General features: G+C 65.5%; 12 protein-coding genes. 9 read left to right on the plus strand and 3 right to left on the minus strand.

Annotation, left to right across the window (positions count from 1 at the left end; all coding sequences use genetic code 11):
* Nucleotides 1–11: 11 nt before the first annotated feature.
* Together ABIB24_RS02440 and ABIB24_RS02445 are read right to left on the minus strand one after the other, a co-directional pair.
* Nucleotides 12–2,249 (minus strand): cadherin-like domain-containing protein, encoded by a 2,238-nt coding sequence (locus ABIB24_RS02440; protein WP_025339291.1) that lies wholly within the window; start codon nucleotides 2,247–2,249, stop codon nucleotides 12–14.
* Nucleotides 2,250–2,281: 32 nt separating this feature from the next.
* A complete protein-coding gene (locus tag ABIB24_RS02445) occupies nucleotides 2,282–3,610 on the minus strand; it encodes a hypothetical protein (RefSeq protein ID WP_354316069.1) in 1,329 nt (442 codons plus the stop codon).
* Between the two features lie 452 nt (nucleotides 3,611–4,062).
* On the opposite strand from ABIB24_RS02445, the gene ABIB24_RS02450 reads away from it, so the two are divergent.
* The 8 genes from ABIB24_RS02450 (at nucleotide 4,063) to ABIB24_RS02485 (ending at nucleotide 13,267) form a co-directional block, all read left to right on the plus strand.
* Nucleotides 4,063–4,803, plus strand: a complete 741-nt coding sequence (locus ABIB24_RS02450; protein WP_085615546.1) for a gluconate 2-dehydrogenase subunit 3 family protein — start codon at nucleotides 4,063–4,065, stop codon at nucleotides 4,801–4,803.
* A gap of 3 nt (nucleotides 4,804–4,806) precedes the next feature.
* Complete coding sequence (locus tag ABIB24_RS02455) at nucleotides 4,807–6,591, plus strand: GMC family oxidoreductase (protein ID WP_286919152.1); 1,785 nt, start codon at nucleotides 4,807–4,809, stop codon at nucleotides 6,589–6,591.
* Nucleotides 6,592–6,603: 12 nt separating this feature from the next.
* The gene (locus ABIB24_RS02460; RefSeq protein WP_354316070.1) at nucleotides 6,604–7,848 is read left to right on the plus strand and encodes a cytochrome c; all 1,245 of its coding nucleotides are present in this window, start codon (nucleotides 6,604–6,606) and stop codon (nucleotides 7,846–7,848) included.
* Between the two features lie 276 nt (nucleotides 7,849–8,124).
* Nucleotides 8,125–9,144 carry a transcriptional regulator PtxS gene (gene ptxS, locus ABIB24_RS02465; RefSeq protein ID WP_025339278.1) on the plus strand — a complete coding sequence of 340 codons (1,020 nt, stop codon included), beginning with the start codon at nucleotides 8,125–8,127 and terminating at the stop codon, nucleotides 9,142–9,144.
* Nucleotides 9,145–9,210: 66 nt separating this feature from the next.
* On the plus strand, nucleotides 9,211–9,999 hold the full coding sequence (locus ABIB24_RS02470; RefSeq protein WP_354316071.1) for an IolE/MocC family protein: 789 nt from the start codon (nucleotides 9,211–9,213) through the stop codon (nucleotides 9,997–9,999).
* Nucleotides 9,992–10,942 carry a sugar kinase gene (locus tag ABIB24_RS02475; protein ID WP_354316072.1) on the plus strand — a complete coding sequence of 317 codons (951 nt, stop codon included), beginning with the start codon at nucleotides 9,992–9,994 and terminating at the stop codon, nucleotides 10,940–10,942. Before ABIB24_RS02470 ends, ABIB24_RS02475 begins: the two co-directional genes overlap by 8 nt.
* Before the next feature lie 58 nt (nucleotides 10,943–11,000).
* Entirely contained in the window at nucleotides 11,001–12,293 is a 1,293-nt protein-coding gene (locus ABIB24_RS02480) for an MFS transporter (RefSeq protein WP_354316073.1), read from the plus strand.
* An 11-nt stretch (nucleotides 12,294–12,304) separates the two neighbouring features.
* A complete protein-coding gene (locus ABIB24_RS02485; protein ID WP_085664766.1) occupies nucleotides 12,305–13,267 on the plus strand; it encodes a 2-hydroxyacid dehydrogenase in 963 nt (320 codons plus the stop codon).
* 431 nt (nucleotides 13,268–13,698) lie between these two features.
* Here ABIB24_RS02485 and ABIB24_RS02490 read toward each other — a convergent pair whose 3' ends face one another.
* A complete protein-coding gene (locus ABIB24_RS02490; RefSeq protein WP_063914168.1) occupies nucleotides 13,699–15,003 on the minus strand; it encodes an MFS transporter in 1,305 nt (434 codons plus the stop codon).
* Between the two features lie 425 nt (nucleotides 15,004–15,428).
* On the opposite strand from ABIB24_RS02490, the gene ABIB24_RS02495 reads away from it, so the two are divergent.
* A complete protein-coding gene (locus tag ABIB24_RS02495; RefSeq protein WP_025339272.1) occupies nucleotides 15,429–16,304 on the plus strand; it encodes an AEC family transporter in 876 nt (291 codons plus the stop codon).
* Nucleotides 16,305–16,363 lie beyond the last annotated feature (59 nt).

Raw genomic sequence — 16,363 nt, forward strand, 5'->3', positions numbered from 1 at the left:
ACCTCCGGCCTTTACTGCACGGTTACGTTGACGGTGCGTGTGGTGCCCTGGCTGGTGGTGATCGTCGCCGTCGGTGCCGCAGTCGGGATGATCGTGGTGCTATTGCTCACCGCCAGGCGCCAGCGGCCGGTCAGCGCTACCGTGGCGGTGCCAAGGGTTTGCACGCCGGTAGTGGTGGTAACCCGCACGGTGACGGTGTTGCCGGTGGTGACCGACGAGGTACCGCTGAGGTCCCAGTTGTAACGGTTGTTGGAGCGTGCCGTGACCGTGGCAGCCGTGACCGCGAAGGTTTCGGCAGCGGGCCGTGGCGACACGTTGACGGTGACGGTGCTGGGGTTGGACAGCGCCCCCAGCGAGTCACGCGCCTGGTAGGTGAAGGTGGTGGTGAAGGCGGTGGTCACCGTGGCCGGTGGGGTGTAGGTCACCGTGGTGCCGTCGGTGCTGACTGTGCCCCGACCGGTAGCCGGCTGGGTGAGGGAGGTAGCGGGGACAGTCAGCGGCACGTTGCCTTCCGGATCGGTGTCGTTGGCCAGCACGTTGATGGTCAATGGCACGCCCAGGGTGGCGACGGTTTCCGGGTTGGCGGTTGGTGCCCGGTTGGGCGCGACGTTGATGGTGACAGTAGCCGGTTCCGACTTCAGGCCCTTGGCGTCCACCGCCCGGTAGCTGAAGGTGGCCACCACGGGTTGCGTGGCCCCGGCTGGCGGGGTGTAGGTGACCGAGGTGGTGCCGTTCATCACCACGCCGCCAAGGCCGGTACCGGGCTGGGTCAGGTCGCTGATGGTCAGCGGTACGTTGCCGTCCGGGTCGCTGTCGTTCTGCAGCAGGTTGAGGGTGATCGGGATGCCGACGCTGGTGCTGCCGATATCGGCCTGGGCCAGCGGTGGCTGGTTGGCCGCCTCGACCGGTGCGTTGCCGACCACGACCACCGGTTCGACATCGCTGCCGCCACGTGCCGACTTGACCGTGATGGTGGCCGGCGGCTGCGGTACGTCGTTGACCGTCAGGCTCTGCAGCGTGCCTGCCTTGGACAGGCGACCGTAGCCCTGGGCGAGCAGGTCGGGGATCGCCACCTCATCACTGGAACTGGCCTCGATCAGCAGGCGCTTGTTGGCCCAGTCGTAGCGTGCGGTGCTGACCTTGACCACGTCGGTGAGCTTGCTCGACAGCGCGGTCGGCTGAGTGCCGCCGGCGCTGTTGCTGGCGGTGACCACCACCACTGCAGGCGGTGCTTCCTGGCCGAACTGCTGGTGGAAGAACAGCCCGTTGTTGTCGGCGGTGAGGGTGTACTGGCACGGCGAAGGCGGGGTGCCGACCAGGGCGATGCCATTGCGCATGCACAGGCTGGCTGCGCTGGGCGCCTTGGCGAACACTTCCGTGCGGGTGCCGGTGGCATTGCGCGAGTAGGTGGCGCGTTCCAGGCTGACCGGGGTCTGGGCACGCTGGTCCAGTACCTTGCCTGAAACAGTGAAGGTGTTGGTCTGGATGGTGCCAGCGGGGCCTTGAATGCGCACGAAGTTGGTATTGAAGGGGCTGCCGGTCACGGCTTCGGTGATATTGGGGTCGCCGATGTAGGTTTCGATGGCGCCGGTATCGGGGTTGACCGCGGTGTAAGGCCCGCCAACACCCTTCAGCCAAGGGCCGATCGCCCCCGCCAGCGCTCCCCGGAAGTTGCCAGGAGCACCGATGCCTATGTCCCGGGTGATGTTGATCGCCCGGCGCCCAGCCGTGGTGACGTTGACCGTCTCCACCCCGTAAGGGTGGGTGATGGTGTAGGTACCGGTACTTGGGACCGAAGCACGGATGCGGATGCGGGCGAAGCTCTGCTGGTCACCATCAACCGGGTTTTCGGCGGCAAAGGCTGCCTCCACCCCGGCTACATAGACCTCCAGCTCGTAGCCGCTGTTGCCGACCTGCGGAATGGCGGTTTCAGCCAGGAACCAGAACATCTCTGGCGGCCAGTTGTCCGGGAACACCAACGGCAGGGCATCGTCATAGATGCCGGGCTCGGGCAACAAGGTACACATGTAGGCGGGTGCCCCTGGCGCGCCGGGTGCTCGCGTACTGGTGGCACGGGACTGGCACAGCTCCAGGGACTGGTCGAGGCTGTCCTTGTACCACATCGGATAGCCACCGGTGGCGAAGGTGTAGGGCCCCGGGTCGACATCGGACAGCGCGGCAAACGCGGCGCTGGTAACGGTAAGAGAAAAACCGGCGGCCAACAGCGCACGGCGCGACCAAGTGTTCATGCTGCCTCCTTGAAGGCTGAGCCTTTGTCTGTTCATGGCACCAGCACCACGTCTTCGGTGTCGCTACCGCCATTGGCACTGGTGACCTGCACCTTGGCCGGCGGGATCGGCGACAGGCTGGTGCTCAGCGTCTTCACGGCGCCAGTTCCGCTCAGGTTGCCGATCAGCGCGCCGTTGCCGGTATGTGCGGTGAGCACTGGCGGCGTGGTTTCGTCGCTGGTGCTGGCCACCAGGGTCAGCTCGCCGGTGGACAGGCGGTACTGGGCCTGGGTGATGGTGACCAGGTCGGTCAGCGGCACGTTGGCGGTGGTCAGGCTGCTGGTGGGGATCGCCAGGCTGTTGTCGGCGGTCAGCGTCAGGATCGTCCCGGCGGCCGGGTCGAGCACCGACTGGGCGTACCAGGCGCCGGTACCGTTGGCCTCGGTGAGGTTCAGGTTGGGTGTCTGGCTGGTCAGGGTGACGCTGGCCGGTGGCGGCGGGGCCATCACGAAGATGTCCTGCTGGGCGCGCAGGTCGCCGTTCTCGGTATGCCGCGAGTAGGTACTGCGTTGCGGCATCAGCGGGGTTGGCAGGGTCACTTCGGAAAGCTTGCCCGAAACCGCGAACAGCTCGGTGCGCAGGTCGATGCCGCCGGGGCCTTCGATGCGCACGTAGTTGGTATTGAAGGGGCTGCCGGTCACTCGTTCTTCCAGGTTCGGGTCGCCGATGAAGCGCTCGCTGCCTTCGGTGTAGGGGCCGTTGACACTGCGCAGGAACGGCCCGACATCGCCTTTCAGGGCGCCGGTGAAGTCGCCTGCGCCGGCAATGCCGATGTCGCGGGTCATGTTGATCGCCCGGCGCCCGGGCGCAGGTACGTCGAACACTTCGACGCCGTACGGGTGAGTGACCACGTAGGTGCCGGCGGTTGGCACGTCGACCCGGATACGCACCCGGGCGAAGCTGACCTGGTCGCCGTCGACCGGTTCTTCGGCGGCAAATGCCGCTTCGATCGCGGTGCCGTAGCTGAGGTCGATGCCGCGAGTGGCGTCGACGATGGCGGCATCGGCGGTGAACCAGAAAGCTTCGTCAGGGAAGTTGGTGGGGAATACGATGGGTTGGGTATCGTCGAACACGCCGGGGGTGGGCAGCAGCGTGCACATGTACGAAGGTGCGCCGGGTGCGCCAGGCACACGCGAGCTGACCGCCTTTGTCAGGCACAGGTCGAGGGTACGACCGTGACTGTCCTGGTACCAGGCTGGGAAGCCACCGTTGGCGGGAACATAGGCGCCTGGATCGACAGCGTTCAAGGCAGCCTGCGCCGGGAGTTGGAGCATGCCGGCGAAAATGGCCAATGCCAGCGGGTGGGGTATCGGTCGGTGCATGAGACATTTCCTCCTGCAAACGGGCCCATGGACTTGGGGCGTCTGGCAGGAGATCGGCAATAGGCGTGCCAAACCGGAAAAAATGCGCTGCAGCCCTTGCGGTGCAAGGGATCCAATTCCTTTTCAACGGTATTGGTAGGCGTGTGTCGTTGGGCACCGTGTCCCCAAGGTTGGGGAGTGGGGCAGGTCGTGCCGACCCATTCGTGACATCTGCGTGAACGCGGCCCTGTGGGCGGGGCCTTGCCCGCGAATGCGTGTGTAGCCAGCAAGGCAGACAGGCCTGGTGCAAAGTCCGGACGGCCCCTTTTAAATCAAGCCTGAAACCGGTTTCAAAACATTTCTGAACACGCTAAATTATCCGGCTGTTTTCTTGATGGCCTATCAAGACCACCCCCCATATTGAAAATCAGATGGCGCTTTTCAAGGCCGCACACAGCCAATGAGGATTCGCAATGCCTGACCATGCCCCAGACAACCCGCGCAGGGACTTTCTGCGCAAGACCTTGACCTTGATCCCTGTGGTCACCGTGGCCAGCACGGGGCTTGGCGTGGGTGCCAGTCAGCTGCTTGCGGCCCCGCAACACGAGCCCAAAGTGCCGGCCACGCCGCCAGCGGGCGACTACCAGCCGACGTTCTTCACTGCCGAGGAGTGGGCCTTCGTGCAGGCGGCCGTCTCGCGCATCATCCCGGCCGACGAGCTTGGCCCCGGTGCACTTGAAGCAGGCGCTGCCGAGTTCATCGACCGGCAGATGAACACCCCCTACGCAACCGGCGCGCAGTGGTACATGCAGGGCCCGTTCAAGGCCGACGCCGCGCCCGAACTGGGTTACCAGCTGCAACTCAGCCCGCAACAGATCTACCGCCTGGGCATCGCCGCCGTGGACGGCTGGTGCAAGGCCAATTCCGGGCAAGTTTTTGCTGCGCAAGATAGCGCTACCCGGGACCACGTTCTCAGCAAGGTCGAGGCTGGAGAGCTGGTTTTCGACACCGTGCCGGCCAAGGTGTTCTTCAGCTTGCTGGTGCAGAACACCCGTGAAGGGTTCTTCTGCGACCCGATCCATGGCGGCAACAAAGGCATGGTCGGCTGGACCCAGATCGGCTTCCCCGGCGCCCGCGCCGATTTCATGGATTGGGTCGAGCGCAACGAGCCTTACCCGTTCCCGGCTGTTTCGATCCGTGGCGAGAGGGCCTGAGGCATGGCGACCGTAATGAAGAAAGTGGACGCGGTAATCGTGGGCTTCGGCTGGGCCGGTGCGATCATGGCCAAGGAACTGACCGAGGCCGGGCTGCAGGTGGTGGCCCTGGAGCGTGGGCCGATGCAGGACACCTACCCGGAAGGCAGCTACCCGCAGGTCATCGACGAGCTGACCTACAGCGTGCGCAAGAAGCTGTTCGTCGATGTGTCGAAAGAGACCGTCACCATCCGCCATGGCATGAACGATGTGGCACTGCCCAATCGCCAGCTCGGTGCCTTCCTGCCGGGCAAAGGTGTAGGTGGCGCAGGCCTGCACTGGTCTGGCGTGCACTTCCGGGTGGACCCGATGGAGCTGCGCATGCGCAGCCACTACGAAGAACGCTACGGGCGCAAGTTCATCCCCGAAGACATGACTATCCAGGACTTCGGGGTCAGCTACGAGGAACTGGAACCGCACTTCGACTTTGCCGAAAAGGTATTCGGTACCTCTGGCCAAGCCTGGACCGTCAACGGCCAGGTCGTTGGCGAAGGGAAGGGCGGCAACCCCTATGCGCCGGACCGTTCCAGCCCGTTCCCGCTGCCTTCGCAGAAAAACGTGGTGTCGGCCAGGCTGTTCGAAAAGGCGGCGGCCAGCCTGGGCTACAAGCCCTACAACCTGCCGTCTGCCAACACCTCCGGCTCGTACACCAACCCGTACGGGGCGCAGATGGGGCCGTGCAACTTCTGCGGTTTCTGCAGCGGCTACGTGTGCTACATGTACTCCAAGGCCTCGCCCAACGTGAACATCCTGCCGGCGCTGCGCCAGGTGCCGAACTTCGAACTGCGGCCCAACGCCCATGTGCTGCGGGTGAACCTGGACGACAGCAAGCGCAAGGCCACCGGGGTGACCTACATCGACGCCCAGGGGCGCGAAGTGGAGCAGCCGGCGGACCTGGTGATCCTGGCGGCGTTCCAGTTCAACAACGTGCGCCTGATGCTGCTGTCCGGCATCGGCAAACCGTACGACCCCATCAAGAACGAAGGCGTGGTCGGGCGTAACTTCGCCTACCAGAACATGGGCACGGTCAAGGCGTTCTTCGACAAGGACACCTACACCAACAACTTCATCGGTGCCGGTGGCAACGGCATTGCCATCGATGACTTCAACGCCGACAACTTCGACCATGGCCCGCACGGCTTCGTCGGTGGCTCGCCGATGTGGGTGAACCAGGCCGGCACACGGCCGATTGCCGGCGGCGCCACCCCGCCTGGCACACCGGCCTGGGGCAGCGCCTGGAAGAGGGCCACCGCCGATTACTACACCCACCAGGTGTCGATGGACGCCCACGGCGCCCACCAGTCCTACCGTGGCAATTACCTGGACCTCGACCCGACCTACCGCGACGCCTACGGCCAGCCGCTGCTGCGCATGACCTTCGACTGGCAGGAAAACGACATCAGGATGAACCAGTTCATGGTCGACAAGCTGAGCAAGATCGCCCAGGCGATGAACCCCAAGACCATTGCCGTGCTGGGCAAGAAGGTCAAGGACCACTTCAACACCGCCAGCTACCAGACCACCCACCTGAACGGCGGCGCGATCATGGGCACCGACCCGAAAACCAGTGCGTTAAACCGCTACCTGCAAAGCTGGGACGTGCACAACGTGTTCGTTCCGGGGGCTTCGGCGTTCCCCCAGGGGCTGGGCTACAACCCGACCGGGCTGGTGGCTGCGCTTACCTACTGGTCGGCCCGCGCCATCCGCGAGCAGTACCTGAAAAACCCTGGCCCGCTGGTCCAGGCTTGAGGAGCGATGCGCATGAAGACAATGTTGATCGCAACCCTGCTGGGTGCCAGCGTGGCTGCACAGGCTGCGCCGAATGACGATGCGCAGGTGCGCCAGGGCGAGTACCTGGCCCGTGCCGGCGACTGCGTCGCCTGCCATACCGCCAAGGGCGGCAAGCCGTTCGCCGGTGGGCTGCCGATGGAGACACCGATCGGCACGGTGTACTCCACCAACATCACCCCGGCGGCCAGTGGTATCGGCCAGTACAGCTTCGAAGACTTCGACCAGGCGGTGCGCAAGGGCGTCGGCAAGGACGGCAGCACCCTGTATCCGGCCATGCCATACCCGTCCTATGCGCGCGTCAGCGAGCAGGACATGCAGGCGCTGTATGCCTACTTCATGAAAGGCGTGGAGCCGGTCGAGCAGCCGAACAAGGCCACCGACATCCCCTGGCCGCTGAGCATGCGCTGGCCACTGGCGGTCTGGCGCGGGTTGTTCGCGCCAGAGGCCAAGCCCTGGCAGGCGTCGGCGGCTGCCGACCCGGTGGTCAACCGCGGTGCCTACCTGGTCGAGGGCCTGGGGCACTGTGGCGCGTGCCATACGCCGCGGGCGCTGACCATGCAGGAAAAGGCACTGAGCCCACAGGATGGCGAGCAGTTCCTGGCTGGCAGTGCACCGCTGGAAGGCTGGATTGCCAAGAACCTGCGTGGCGACCACAAGGACGGCCTGGGTAGCTGGAGCGAAGAGCAGTTGGTGCAGTTTCTCAAGACTGGCCGTAGCGACCGCAGCGCCGTGTTCGGTGGCATGAGCGACGTGGTCGAGCACAGCATGCAACACATGAGCGACGCCGACCTGACCGCTATCGCCCGCTACCTGAAGACGTTGCCGCCGAGCAACCCTGACGACCAGCCGCACGTGTACGACAAACAGGTGGCGGATGCGCTGTGGAAGGGCGACGACAGCAAGCCCGGGGCGGCGGTGTACATCGACAACTGCGCGGCCTGCCACCGTACCGATGGTCAGGGCTATACCCGCGTGTTCCCGGCCCTGGCCGGCAACCCGGTGGTGCAGACGGCGGATGCCACATCGCTGATCCACGTGGTCTTGGCGGGGGGCACAGTGCCGGCGACGCACGCAGCACCGTCGAACTTCACCATGCCGGCATTCGGCTGGCGCCTGAGTGACCAGGAGGTTGCCGAGGTGGTGAACTTCATTCGCACCAGTTGGGGTAACCAAGGGGATGCCGTCACCGCCAGTGACGTGAAAGCCCTTCGCTAACACCCAATCCTGGGCGCTGGGACTTGATCTTGTGGGAGCGGGCGTGCCCGCGAAGCAGGCGACGCGGTGGATGGCACCGGCTTCGCCGGTGTTCGCGGGCATGCCCGCTCCCACAAACGTTGTATAGTCTTATATATCAATTTATTACCCGATATTCTTCATGCTGTCTGACATATTCTTGCAATGGAATCGACCAACGGCATGTTGACGAACGCGTGCGATTTTGCTGTATTGAAACCGGTTTCATCGCTATCACAACAATCATAAGGACAGCCCATGACCGACGCGCCTGCCCATGCCCGCGAACGGGTCACCATCAGCGAAGTAGCGCGTGTCGCTGGCGTTTCCAAGGCCACCGTCTCCCGTTACATCGGCGGTGACCGGCAGTTGCTCGCCGAAGCCACCGCCAAGCGCCTGGAAGAGGTCATCGAGCGCCTCGGTTACCGCCCCAACCAGATGGCCCGTGGTCTGAAGCGCGGCCAGACGCGCCTGATCGGCATGCTGGTGGCCGATATCCTCAACCCCTATTCAGTGGCCGTGATGCATGGCGTGGAAACTGCCTGCCGCCAGCACGGCTACAGCCTGGTGGTGTGCAACACCAACCGCGACGACGAGCAGGAGCGTCACCACCTGGTGGCCCTGCAGTCCTACAACGTCGAAGGGCTGATAGTGAACACGCTTGGCCATCACCCCGGCGAATTGCTCAACCTGCAGCGCGACATCCCCATGGTGCTGGTCGACCGCCAGTTGCCCGAACTGAATGTCGACCTGGTCGGCCTGGACAATGCCGACGCGGTCGAGCAGGCCCTGGACCACCTGCAGGCCCAAGGCTACCGCGACATCCTGGCGGTAACCGAACGCCTCGATGGCACCAGCTCGCGCCTGGAGCGGGTGCAAGCGTTCGGCACATCGATCAGCCGGCGCCCCGGCATGCGCCAGCAGGTGCTGGAAATCGGCGCCGGGCTGGATGACCAGCTGGCTTCGTTCCTCGCCGGCAGCGGCCATGGCCCGCAGGCCATCTTCACCTTCAACGGTGTCGCCACCCTGGCCGTGACCCGTGCCCTGCACGAAGCAGGGCGCAATCTGTTCGCGGACGTCGGGCTGATCGCCCTCGACGACCTCGACTGGTACCCCTTGGTCGGCAGTGGCATCACTGCACTGGCCCAGCCCACCGAGCGTATCGGCGTGGCAGCATTCGAGAGCCTGCTTGGCCGCCTGCGCGGCGACAGCGGGGCAGCCCGGCGCATCGACTTCAAGGCCGAGCTGATCATCCGAGGTTCAACCCAGCCACAGTAATCACAGGCAGGCACCTGCGTGCCTGCTGTCACAAAAAATGAAACCGGTTTCATAAGGACAACAACAATGCACTCGAGCCCCGTTTCCATCAGCCTCTCCAGCTACGGTGCCGACTTTGTCCGGCAACGTGGCCAGGAGCAGTTCCTTGACCTGCTGGCTGCCGCTGGCGTTACCCGCGTGGAACTGCGCGAAGAACTGTTCACTCGTGCGCCGGACACTGCAGCGCTGGCTGCAGCCATTTCCGCGCTGCGCCTGGAGTGCCTGTATTCCACACCCCTGGAGCTGTGGACCGCACAAGGCGAGCTTGACCCGCAATTGGCGCAAAAGCTGGAAACCGCCCGAGCCCTTGGCGCGGTAGCGCTCAAGGTTTCCCTGGGCCACTACCATGCGGGCTGTGACGTCGCGGCCTTGGCGACGCTGTTGCCGGCGCACGGGCCGTTGCTGCTGGTGGAGAACGACCAGACCGCGCAAGGTGGACGAATCGAACCCCTGCAGCAGTTTTTCCAGCGCGCCGACGAAGTCGGGCTGAGCCTTGGCATGACCTTCGATATCGGTAACTGGCAGTGGCAGGGCGAGCCTGCCCGGCACGCCGCACGCCAGCTTGGCCGCTGGGTGCGCTATGTGCACTGCAAGGCCGTGCAGCGCCGGGCCGATGGCCGCCTGGTAGCCGTCCCGCCAGAGACCGCGGACCTGCAGGAGTGGGCCGAGCTAATGGCCGAGTTCACCCCCGGCGTGGTGCGTGCTGTCGAGTACCCGCTGGTGAGCGACGATCTGCTGGCGCTGACCCGTGCCCAGGTGCGCGACCTGGCGGCGCTGGGGCAGGGCGTATCGAGTGAGGAGCTGAGCCATGCATGAGCATGACGTGCTGTGTTTCGGCGAGACCATGGCCATGTTCGTCGCCGAGCAGGCCGGCGACCTGGCCAGTGTCGGCCAGTTCGGCAAGCGCATCGCCGGCGCCGACAGCAACGTGGCCATCGGCCTGGCGCGGCTGGGCTTCAAGGTCCGCTGGCTGAGCCGGGTAGGCGACGATTCGCTGGGCCGTTTCGTGCTCGACAGCCTGCGCCGCGAAGGCCTGGACTGCTCCGGCGTCGAGGTGGATGCCAGCTACCCCACCGGCTTCCAGCTCAAGGCCCGCTGCGATGACGGCAGCGACCCGGCGGTGGAGTACTTCCGCCGTGGCTCGGCGGCCAGCCGACTGTCGCCGGCGTTGCTGCGCCCGGGCTCTTTGCAGGCCCGCCACCTGCACGCCACCGGCATCCCGCCGGCGCTGTCGGAGGGCTGCCGGGCGCTGTCGCATGCGTTGATGGACGCCATGCGTGCCGCCGGGCGCAGTATCTCGTTCGACCCCAACCTGCGCCCCTCGCTGTGGCCTGACCAAAGCAGCATGGTGCGCGAAGTCAATGCCCTGGCGGTCAAGGCCGACTGGGTTCTGCCAGGCCTGGAAGAGGGCCGCCTGCTGACCGGCCAGCACACCCCGGCAGACATCGCCGCGTTCTACCTCGACCAAGGGGTGGAACTGGTGGTGATCAAGCTGGGCGACGCCGGTGCCTACTTCCGCAGCGCCAAAGGTGAAGGCCAGGTGGCGCCAGTGCCGGTCAGCCATGTGGTGGACACCGTTGGCGCCGGCGATGCCTTTGCCGTCGGCGTGCTCAGTGCGCTGCTGGAGGGCCACCCGATAGCCGAGGCAGTGTCGCGTGGCAACTGGTGCGGCAGCCGTGCCGTGCAATCGCGTGGCGACATGGAAGGGCTGCCGCTGCGCCATGAGCTGCAGGCCCACGACCTGCGCAGAAGCGCGTGAACACTTGACCACGAAACACCTGTTGCAACAAAAACAACAAGCTCAGGAGAAACGAACCATGCAAAGCCAAAGCCTGGCACCTCGCCGCTGGTGGTACATCATCCCGATCGTGTTCTTCACCTATAGCCTGGCGTACCTGGACCGCGCCAACTACGGGTTCGCCGCCGCTTCCGGCATGGCTGAAGACCTGCACATCACCCCCGCACTGTCTTCGCTGCTGGGGGCACTGTTCTTCCTTGGTTACTTCTTCTTCCAGGTGCCTGGCGCCATCTACGCGGAAAAGCGCAGCGTGAAGAAGCTGATCTTTGTCTGCCTGGTCCTCTGGGGTGGCCTTGCCACGCTCACTGGCGTGGTCAGCAACGTCTACATGCTGATCGGCATCCGCTTCCTGCTCGGGGTGGTGGAGGCGGCGGTGATGCCGGCCATGCTGGTGTACCTGTGCCACTGGTTCACCCGCGCCGAGCGTTCGCGCGCCAATACCTTCCTGATCCTCGGCAACCCGGTGACCATCCTGTGGATGTCGGTGGTGTCGGGCTACCTGGTCAAGCATTACGACTGGCGCTGGATGTTCATCATCGAAGGCCTGCCCGCGGTCATCTGGGCGTTCTTCTGGTGGCGCCTGGTGGATGACCGCCCGGCCCAGGTGAACTGGCTGAGCGAGCAGGAAAAGGCCGCCCTGGAGCAGGCGCTGGCTGCCGAGCAGCAAGGTATCAAGCCGGTGAAGAACTACCGCGAGGCGTTCCGCTCGCCGCAGGTGATCATCCTTTCGCTGCAGTACTTCTGCTGGAGCATCGGTGTGTATGGCTTCGTGCTGTGGTTGCCGTCGATCCTCAAGCAGGCGGCCAATCTCGACATCGTGCAGGCCGGCTGGCTGTCGTCGGTACCTTACCTGGCGGCGGTGCTGGGCATGGTCGGTGTGTCGTGGGCGTCCGACCGCCTGCAGAAGCGCAAGCGCTTCGTCTGGCCGCCACTGCTGATCGCCGCCGTTGCGTTCTATGGCTCGTACGCCCTGGGCAGCGAGCACTTCTGGCTGTCGTACGCGTTGCTGGTGGTCGCCGGCGCCTGCATGTACGCACCCTATGGCCCGTTCTTCGCGATCGTGCCCGAGATCCTGCCGGCCAACGTCGCGGGCGGTGCCATGGCGCTGATCAACAGCATGGGTGCGCTGGGCTCGTTCGGTGGCTCGTGGCTGGTGGGTTACCTCAATGGCGTCACGGGCGGGCCCGGTGCCTCCTACCTGTTCATGTGCGGTGCGCTGCTGACCGCAGTGGCGCTTACCGCCGCACTCAATACTTCCCAGACATCCGGCCGGGCCAAGCGCGGCAACTCGCGCCTGGCCATGAACCATTAGGAACCTGTGCAATGAAGAAGCGAATCGTCCTGTATAAACGCCTGTCCGACGACTTGATGGCACGCCTGCAAGAGCGCGTCGAGGTGACCTGGGTGGACACCTCCGGGCCCGATGGCCTGGCGCGCCTGCGCGACGCCTTGCCGGGGGCGCACGGGTTGCTGGGGGCCAGCCTGCGCCTGGACGCCAGCCTGCTCGACCTGGCGCCACAGCTTGAAGTGGTGTCCAGCGTTTCGGTCGGCGTGGACAACTACGACATCGCCGAGCTCAGCCGGCGTGGCGTGATGTTGACCAACACCCCCGACGTGCTGACCGAAACCACCGCCGACACGGGCTTTGCCTTGATCCTGGCCACCGCCAGGCGGGTTGTGGAGCTGGCGAACTGGGTGCGAGACGGGAACTGGCAGGCCAACCTCGGCCCGGCGCATTTCGGCAGCGATGTGCACGGCAAGACGCTGGGCATCGTCGGCATGGGCCGCATCGGCGAGGCCCTGGCCCGGCGTGCCGCGGCCGGCTTCGGCATGCGTGTGCTGTATCACAGTCAGCGTGCCAAGCCTGAGGTTGAGGCGCGCCATGCGGCGCGTCAATGCAGCCTGGATGAGCTGTTGCAGCAGGCGGATTTCGTTTGCCTGACCGTGCCGCTGAGTGCCAGCACCGAAGGCCTGATCGGCGCGCGGGAGCTGGCGCTGATGAAGCCGCAGGCAATCCTGGTGAACATTTCCCGCGGGCGCGTGGTGGATGAGCCGGCGCTGATCGAAGCGTTGCGTGCCCGGCGCATCCGCGGCGCCGGCCTGGATGTGTTCGTGCAGGAGCCGTTGCCGGCGCAGTCGCCGTTGTTGCAGCTGGACAACGTGGTGGCGACCCCGCATATCGGCTCGGCGACCGAGGAAACCCGCCAGGCCATGGCGCGCTGTGCGGTGGACAACCTGCTCAGTGCCCTGGCTGGTGAGCGTCCGGCCAACCTGGTGAATGGCTGAAGCCAGATCAACAAACCTGCGCGGCCCCTGTGGGAGCAGGTTCACCCGCGAAGCAGGCAATGCGGTGGATGGCACCGGCTGCGCCGGTGTTCGCGGGTAAACCCGCTCCCACAGGTAACGCGCATTCCTTCAGCTGGTGGGCATCCTGTTGGAGCGGGCATGCCCGCGAAGTAGGCGACGCGGTGGATGGCACCGGCTGCGCCGGTGTTCGCGGGCGCGCCCGCTCCCACAGGTACGGCGCATTCCTTCAGCTGGTGGGCATCCTGTGGGAGCGGGCATGCCCGCGAAGCAGGCGACGCGGTGGATGGCACCGGCTACGCCGGTGTTCGCGGGTAAACCCGCTCCCACAGGTACCGCGCATTCCTTCAGCTGGTGGGGTTTCTGTGGGAGCGGCCTTGTGTCGCGAAAGGGCTGCAGGGCAGCCCCCGGAGTCAATGCGATTCTGAACGTTGCGCCTGCGCTGGCGCAGCACTCTCCACCGGCTCCAGCGGCGGGTGCTCCTGCGCCGCATGCATCAGGTCTTCGGTCACCCGCAGCTCGGCACCGGTCGGCGAGAAGGTGGTCGAAGCGGTGAACGGGGCCGGGTGCTCTGCCGCCGGGCGCTTGCCACGACGCCACATGAAGAAGCACACCATGGCCAGGTTGACCACGGCAAAGGCCCAGAACAACCCGGCCTCGCCAAACTCGGTCATCATCGGCGAAATGGCCACCGGCGCCATGGCCGAACCCAGCGAGTTGATCAGCAGCAGGCCCTGGATCATCGGCACCAGTGCATCCGATGGCGCCCGGTCGGCCGCATGGCTGACCGCCACCGGGTACAGGGTGAACACGCCACCACCCAGCAGGAACAGCATCGCCGGCAGCAGGATCGAGTCCGACGGCAGGAACACCGTGACCAGCGACAGCAGCACGCACAGCGCGGCCAGGGCGATCAGCACATCCTGGCGGTCCTTGCGGTCGGACCAGCGTCCGACCGGGTATTGCAGCAGCATGGCACCAAGAATCACCCAGGCCATCATGTTGCCGACCTCGCCCACATCCAGGCCGATGCGCTGCAGGTACAGCGGCAGCAAGGCATAGATGCCGGCAATGGCTACACCCGAACCGAAGCAGCCGACCAGGCCCGACGGCGCAACGCCCAGCAACTGGCGCGGCTTGAGCGGTTCGACCTGGTCCAGCAGCGGCGACACCCGCGGCAGGATCACGATGGGCAGTACCGACAGGGCGGCGAGCACGCCGGCCAGCATGAACGGTGCGGTGTCACCCATGTGGGTGATTTCGCCAAGGCCGGCCTGGGCGATGACCCCGGCGCCGTAGAAGGCGATCATGTACAGCGCCAGCAGGCGGCCGCGGATCTTGGCGTCACCGGCCAGCAGCAGCCAGCTTTCGATCACCAGAAACACGCCCACCGCCGCCCAGCCGTTGATCAGGCGCAGCACCGACCACCAGGTGACGTCGTAGAACAGGCCTTGCAGCAGGATGGTCACGGCGATCAGCGAGGCGAAGCTGGTGTAGGCGCGGATATGGCCGATGCGCAGGATCAGCCGGTCGTTGAAGATGGCACCCAGGGTCAGGCCGATGAAGTAGGTCGAGGAGACCACACCGATGGTGGTGGCCGACTCGCCGGCAGCGCCCAGGCGCAGGGTGGTAAGGGAAGACATGAAGCCGTTGCCCAGGGCAATGATGAACAGCCCGAGCAGGGGCGCCAGCGCCATGGCCAGCAAACGCGGAGACATAGGTACCTCTAGTTGGATGAGCGGAATGAGCGCCTTTTCGGACGCGCACACCGGCTCGACCCGAACGGGGCCGAGGGGCTGCACGGATGTGCCTGGGCTGGATGCGACGCTGCCGGTTGCCACCGTTCAAGGCGACGGGCGAAAAGGAAGCGCGATTCTACGGGCTTGCGCGGTTTTGCCCAAGGGGCTTGGGTGTGCGACGAGACGCCGCAGTCTGTGGGCGACACGAATGCGTCTTGGGCGGACATCCCGGGGCCGCTTTGCGGCCCAATCGCCGGCAAGCCAGCTCCCACCTCGACTGCATCGACCTCAAGCATTGTGCAGTACCTATGGGGGCCGGCTTGCCGGCGATTGGGCTGCAAAGCAGCCCCGGCAATCCCGCAGACTGCGGCATAATGCGGGGCCCACCCCCAAGGAAGGCCCCCATGTTCGCTTCGCTGTTCGCAGTCCTGGCCCCGGTTTTCATCGTCGCCGGCATCGGCTATGCCTGGGCCCGCAAGGGCCTGGACTATCCCACCGAATTCATCGCCCGGGTGGTGATGACCGTCGGCACCCCGTCGCTGGTGCTGTCCACGCTCAGCCGCACCGAACTGGACCCGACCGCCTTCACCAGCATGGCCATGGCCTGCCTGCTGTGCACCCTGGGCATGGCCCTGGCCGGCTTGCTGGTGTGCCGCGCTTCGGGCATGCACTGGCGTGTGCTGTTGCCGGCGTTCATGTTCCCCAACACCGGCAACATGGGCCTGCCGATCAGCCTGTACGCCTTTGGCGAACACGGCCTGGCCCTGGCCGTGGCGTTCTTCCTGACCCTGTCGATCGTGCAGTTCACCCTCGGCATGGCCATTTCCGGTACTGCGGCTTCGCTCAAGGCACTGCTGCGCAACCCCATCGTGATCAGCCTGGCCGGCGCCATGCCGATCATCTTTCTCGATTTCGAGTTGCCGCGCTGGCTGGCCAATACCGCAGACCTGCTGGGCGGCATGACCATCCCGCTGATGTTGCTCACACTGGGCGTGTCGCTGGCCAGCATTCGCCTGCGCCATGTGGGCAGCGGCATGCTGCTGGGCGGTTTGCGCATTGGCCTGGGCGCTGCCGTGGGCTGGGCGGTAGGTGCGGCGCTGGGCATGGGCAGCCTGGAGCGTGCGGTGCTGGTGGTGCAGTCGGCGATGCCGGTGGCGGTGTTCAACTACCTGATGGCGGTGCGCGCCAACCGCGAACCGGAGCAGGTGGCGAACCTGGTGATGTGCTCTACGGTGCTGTCGTTTGCCTGGTTGCCGGTGGTGCTGGCTTGGTGGATGTAAGTCTGTACCGGCCCTTTCGCGGGTAAACCCGCTCCCACAGGTACTGCGCAGGTCTCAAG

The organism is Pseudomonas sp. UYEF17 (assembly GCF_040546125.1).
GTDB lineage: Bacteria > Pseudomonadota > Gammaproteobacteria > Pseudomonadales > Pseudomonadaceae > Aquipseudomonas > Aquipseudomonas putida_Z.

Coding starts and splice junctions, on each gene's coding strand:
- ABIB24_RS02440 (WP_025339291.1), bottom strand. CDS start 2,249: ATGAACACTTGGTCGCGCCGTGCGCTGTTGGCCGCCGGTTTTTCTCTT.
- ABIB24_RS02445 (WP_354316069.1), bottom strand. CDS start 3,610: ATGCACCGACCGATACCCCACCCGCTGGCATTGGCCATTTTCGCCGGC.
- ABIB24_RS02450 (WP_085615546.1), top strand. CDS start 4,063: ATGCCTGACCATGCCCCAGACAACCCGCGCAGGGACTTTCTGCGCAAG.
- ABIB24_RS02455 (WP_286919152.1), top strand. CDS start 4,807: ATGGCGACCGTAATGAAGAAAGTGGACGCGGTAATCGTGGGCTTCGGC.
- ABIB24_RS02460 (WP_354316070.1), top strand. CDS start 6,604: ATGAAGACAATGTTGATCGCAACCCTGCTGGGTGCCAGCGTGGCTGCA.
- ptxS (WP_025339278.1), top strand. CDS start 8,125: ATGACCGACGCGCCTGCCCATGCCCGCGAACGGGTCACCATCAGCGAA.
- ABIB24_RS02470 (WP_354316071.1), top strand. CDS start 9,211: ATGCACTCGAGCCCCGTTTCCATCAGCCTCTCCAGCTACGGTGCCGAC.
- ABIB24_RS02475 (WP_354316072.1), top strand. CDS start 9,992: ATGCATGAGCATGACGTGCTGTGTTTCGGCGAGACCATGGCCATGTTC.
- ABIB24_RS02480 (WP_354316073.1), top strand. CDS start 11,001: ATGCAAAGCCAAAGCCTGGCACCTCGCCGCTGGTGGTACATCATCCCG.
- ABIB24_RS02485 (WP_085664766.1), top strand. CDS start 12,305: ATGAAGAAGCGAATCGTCCTGTATAAACGCCTGTCCGACGACTTGATG.
- ABIB24_RS02490 (WP_063914168.1), bottom strand. CDS start 15,003: ATGTCTCCGCGTTTGCTGGCCATGGCGCTGGCGCCCCTGCTCGGGCTG.
- ABIB24_RS02495 (WP_025339272.1), top strand. CDS start 15,429: ATGTTCGCTTCGCTGTTCGCAGTCCTGGCCCCGGTTTTCATCGTCGCC.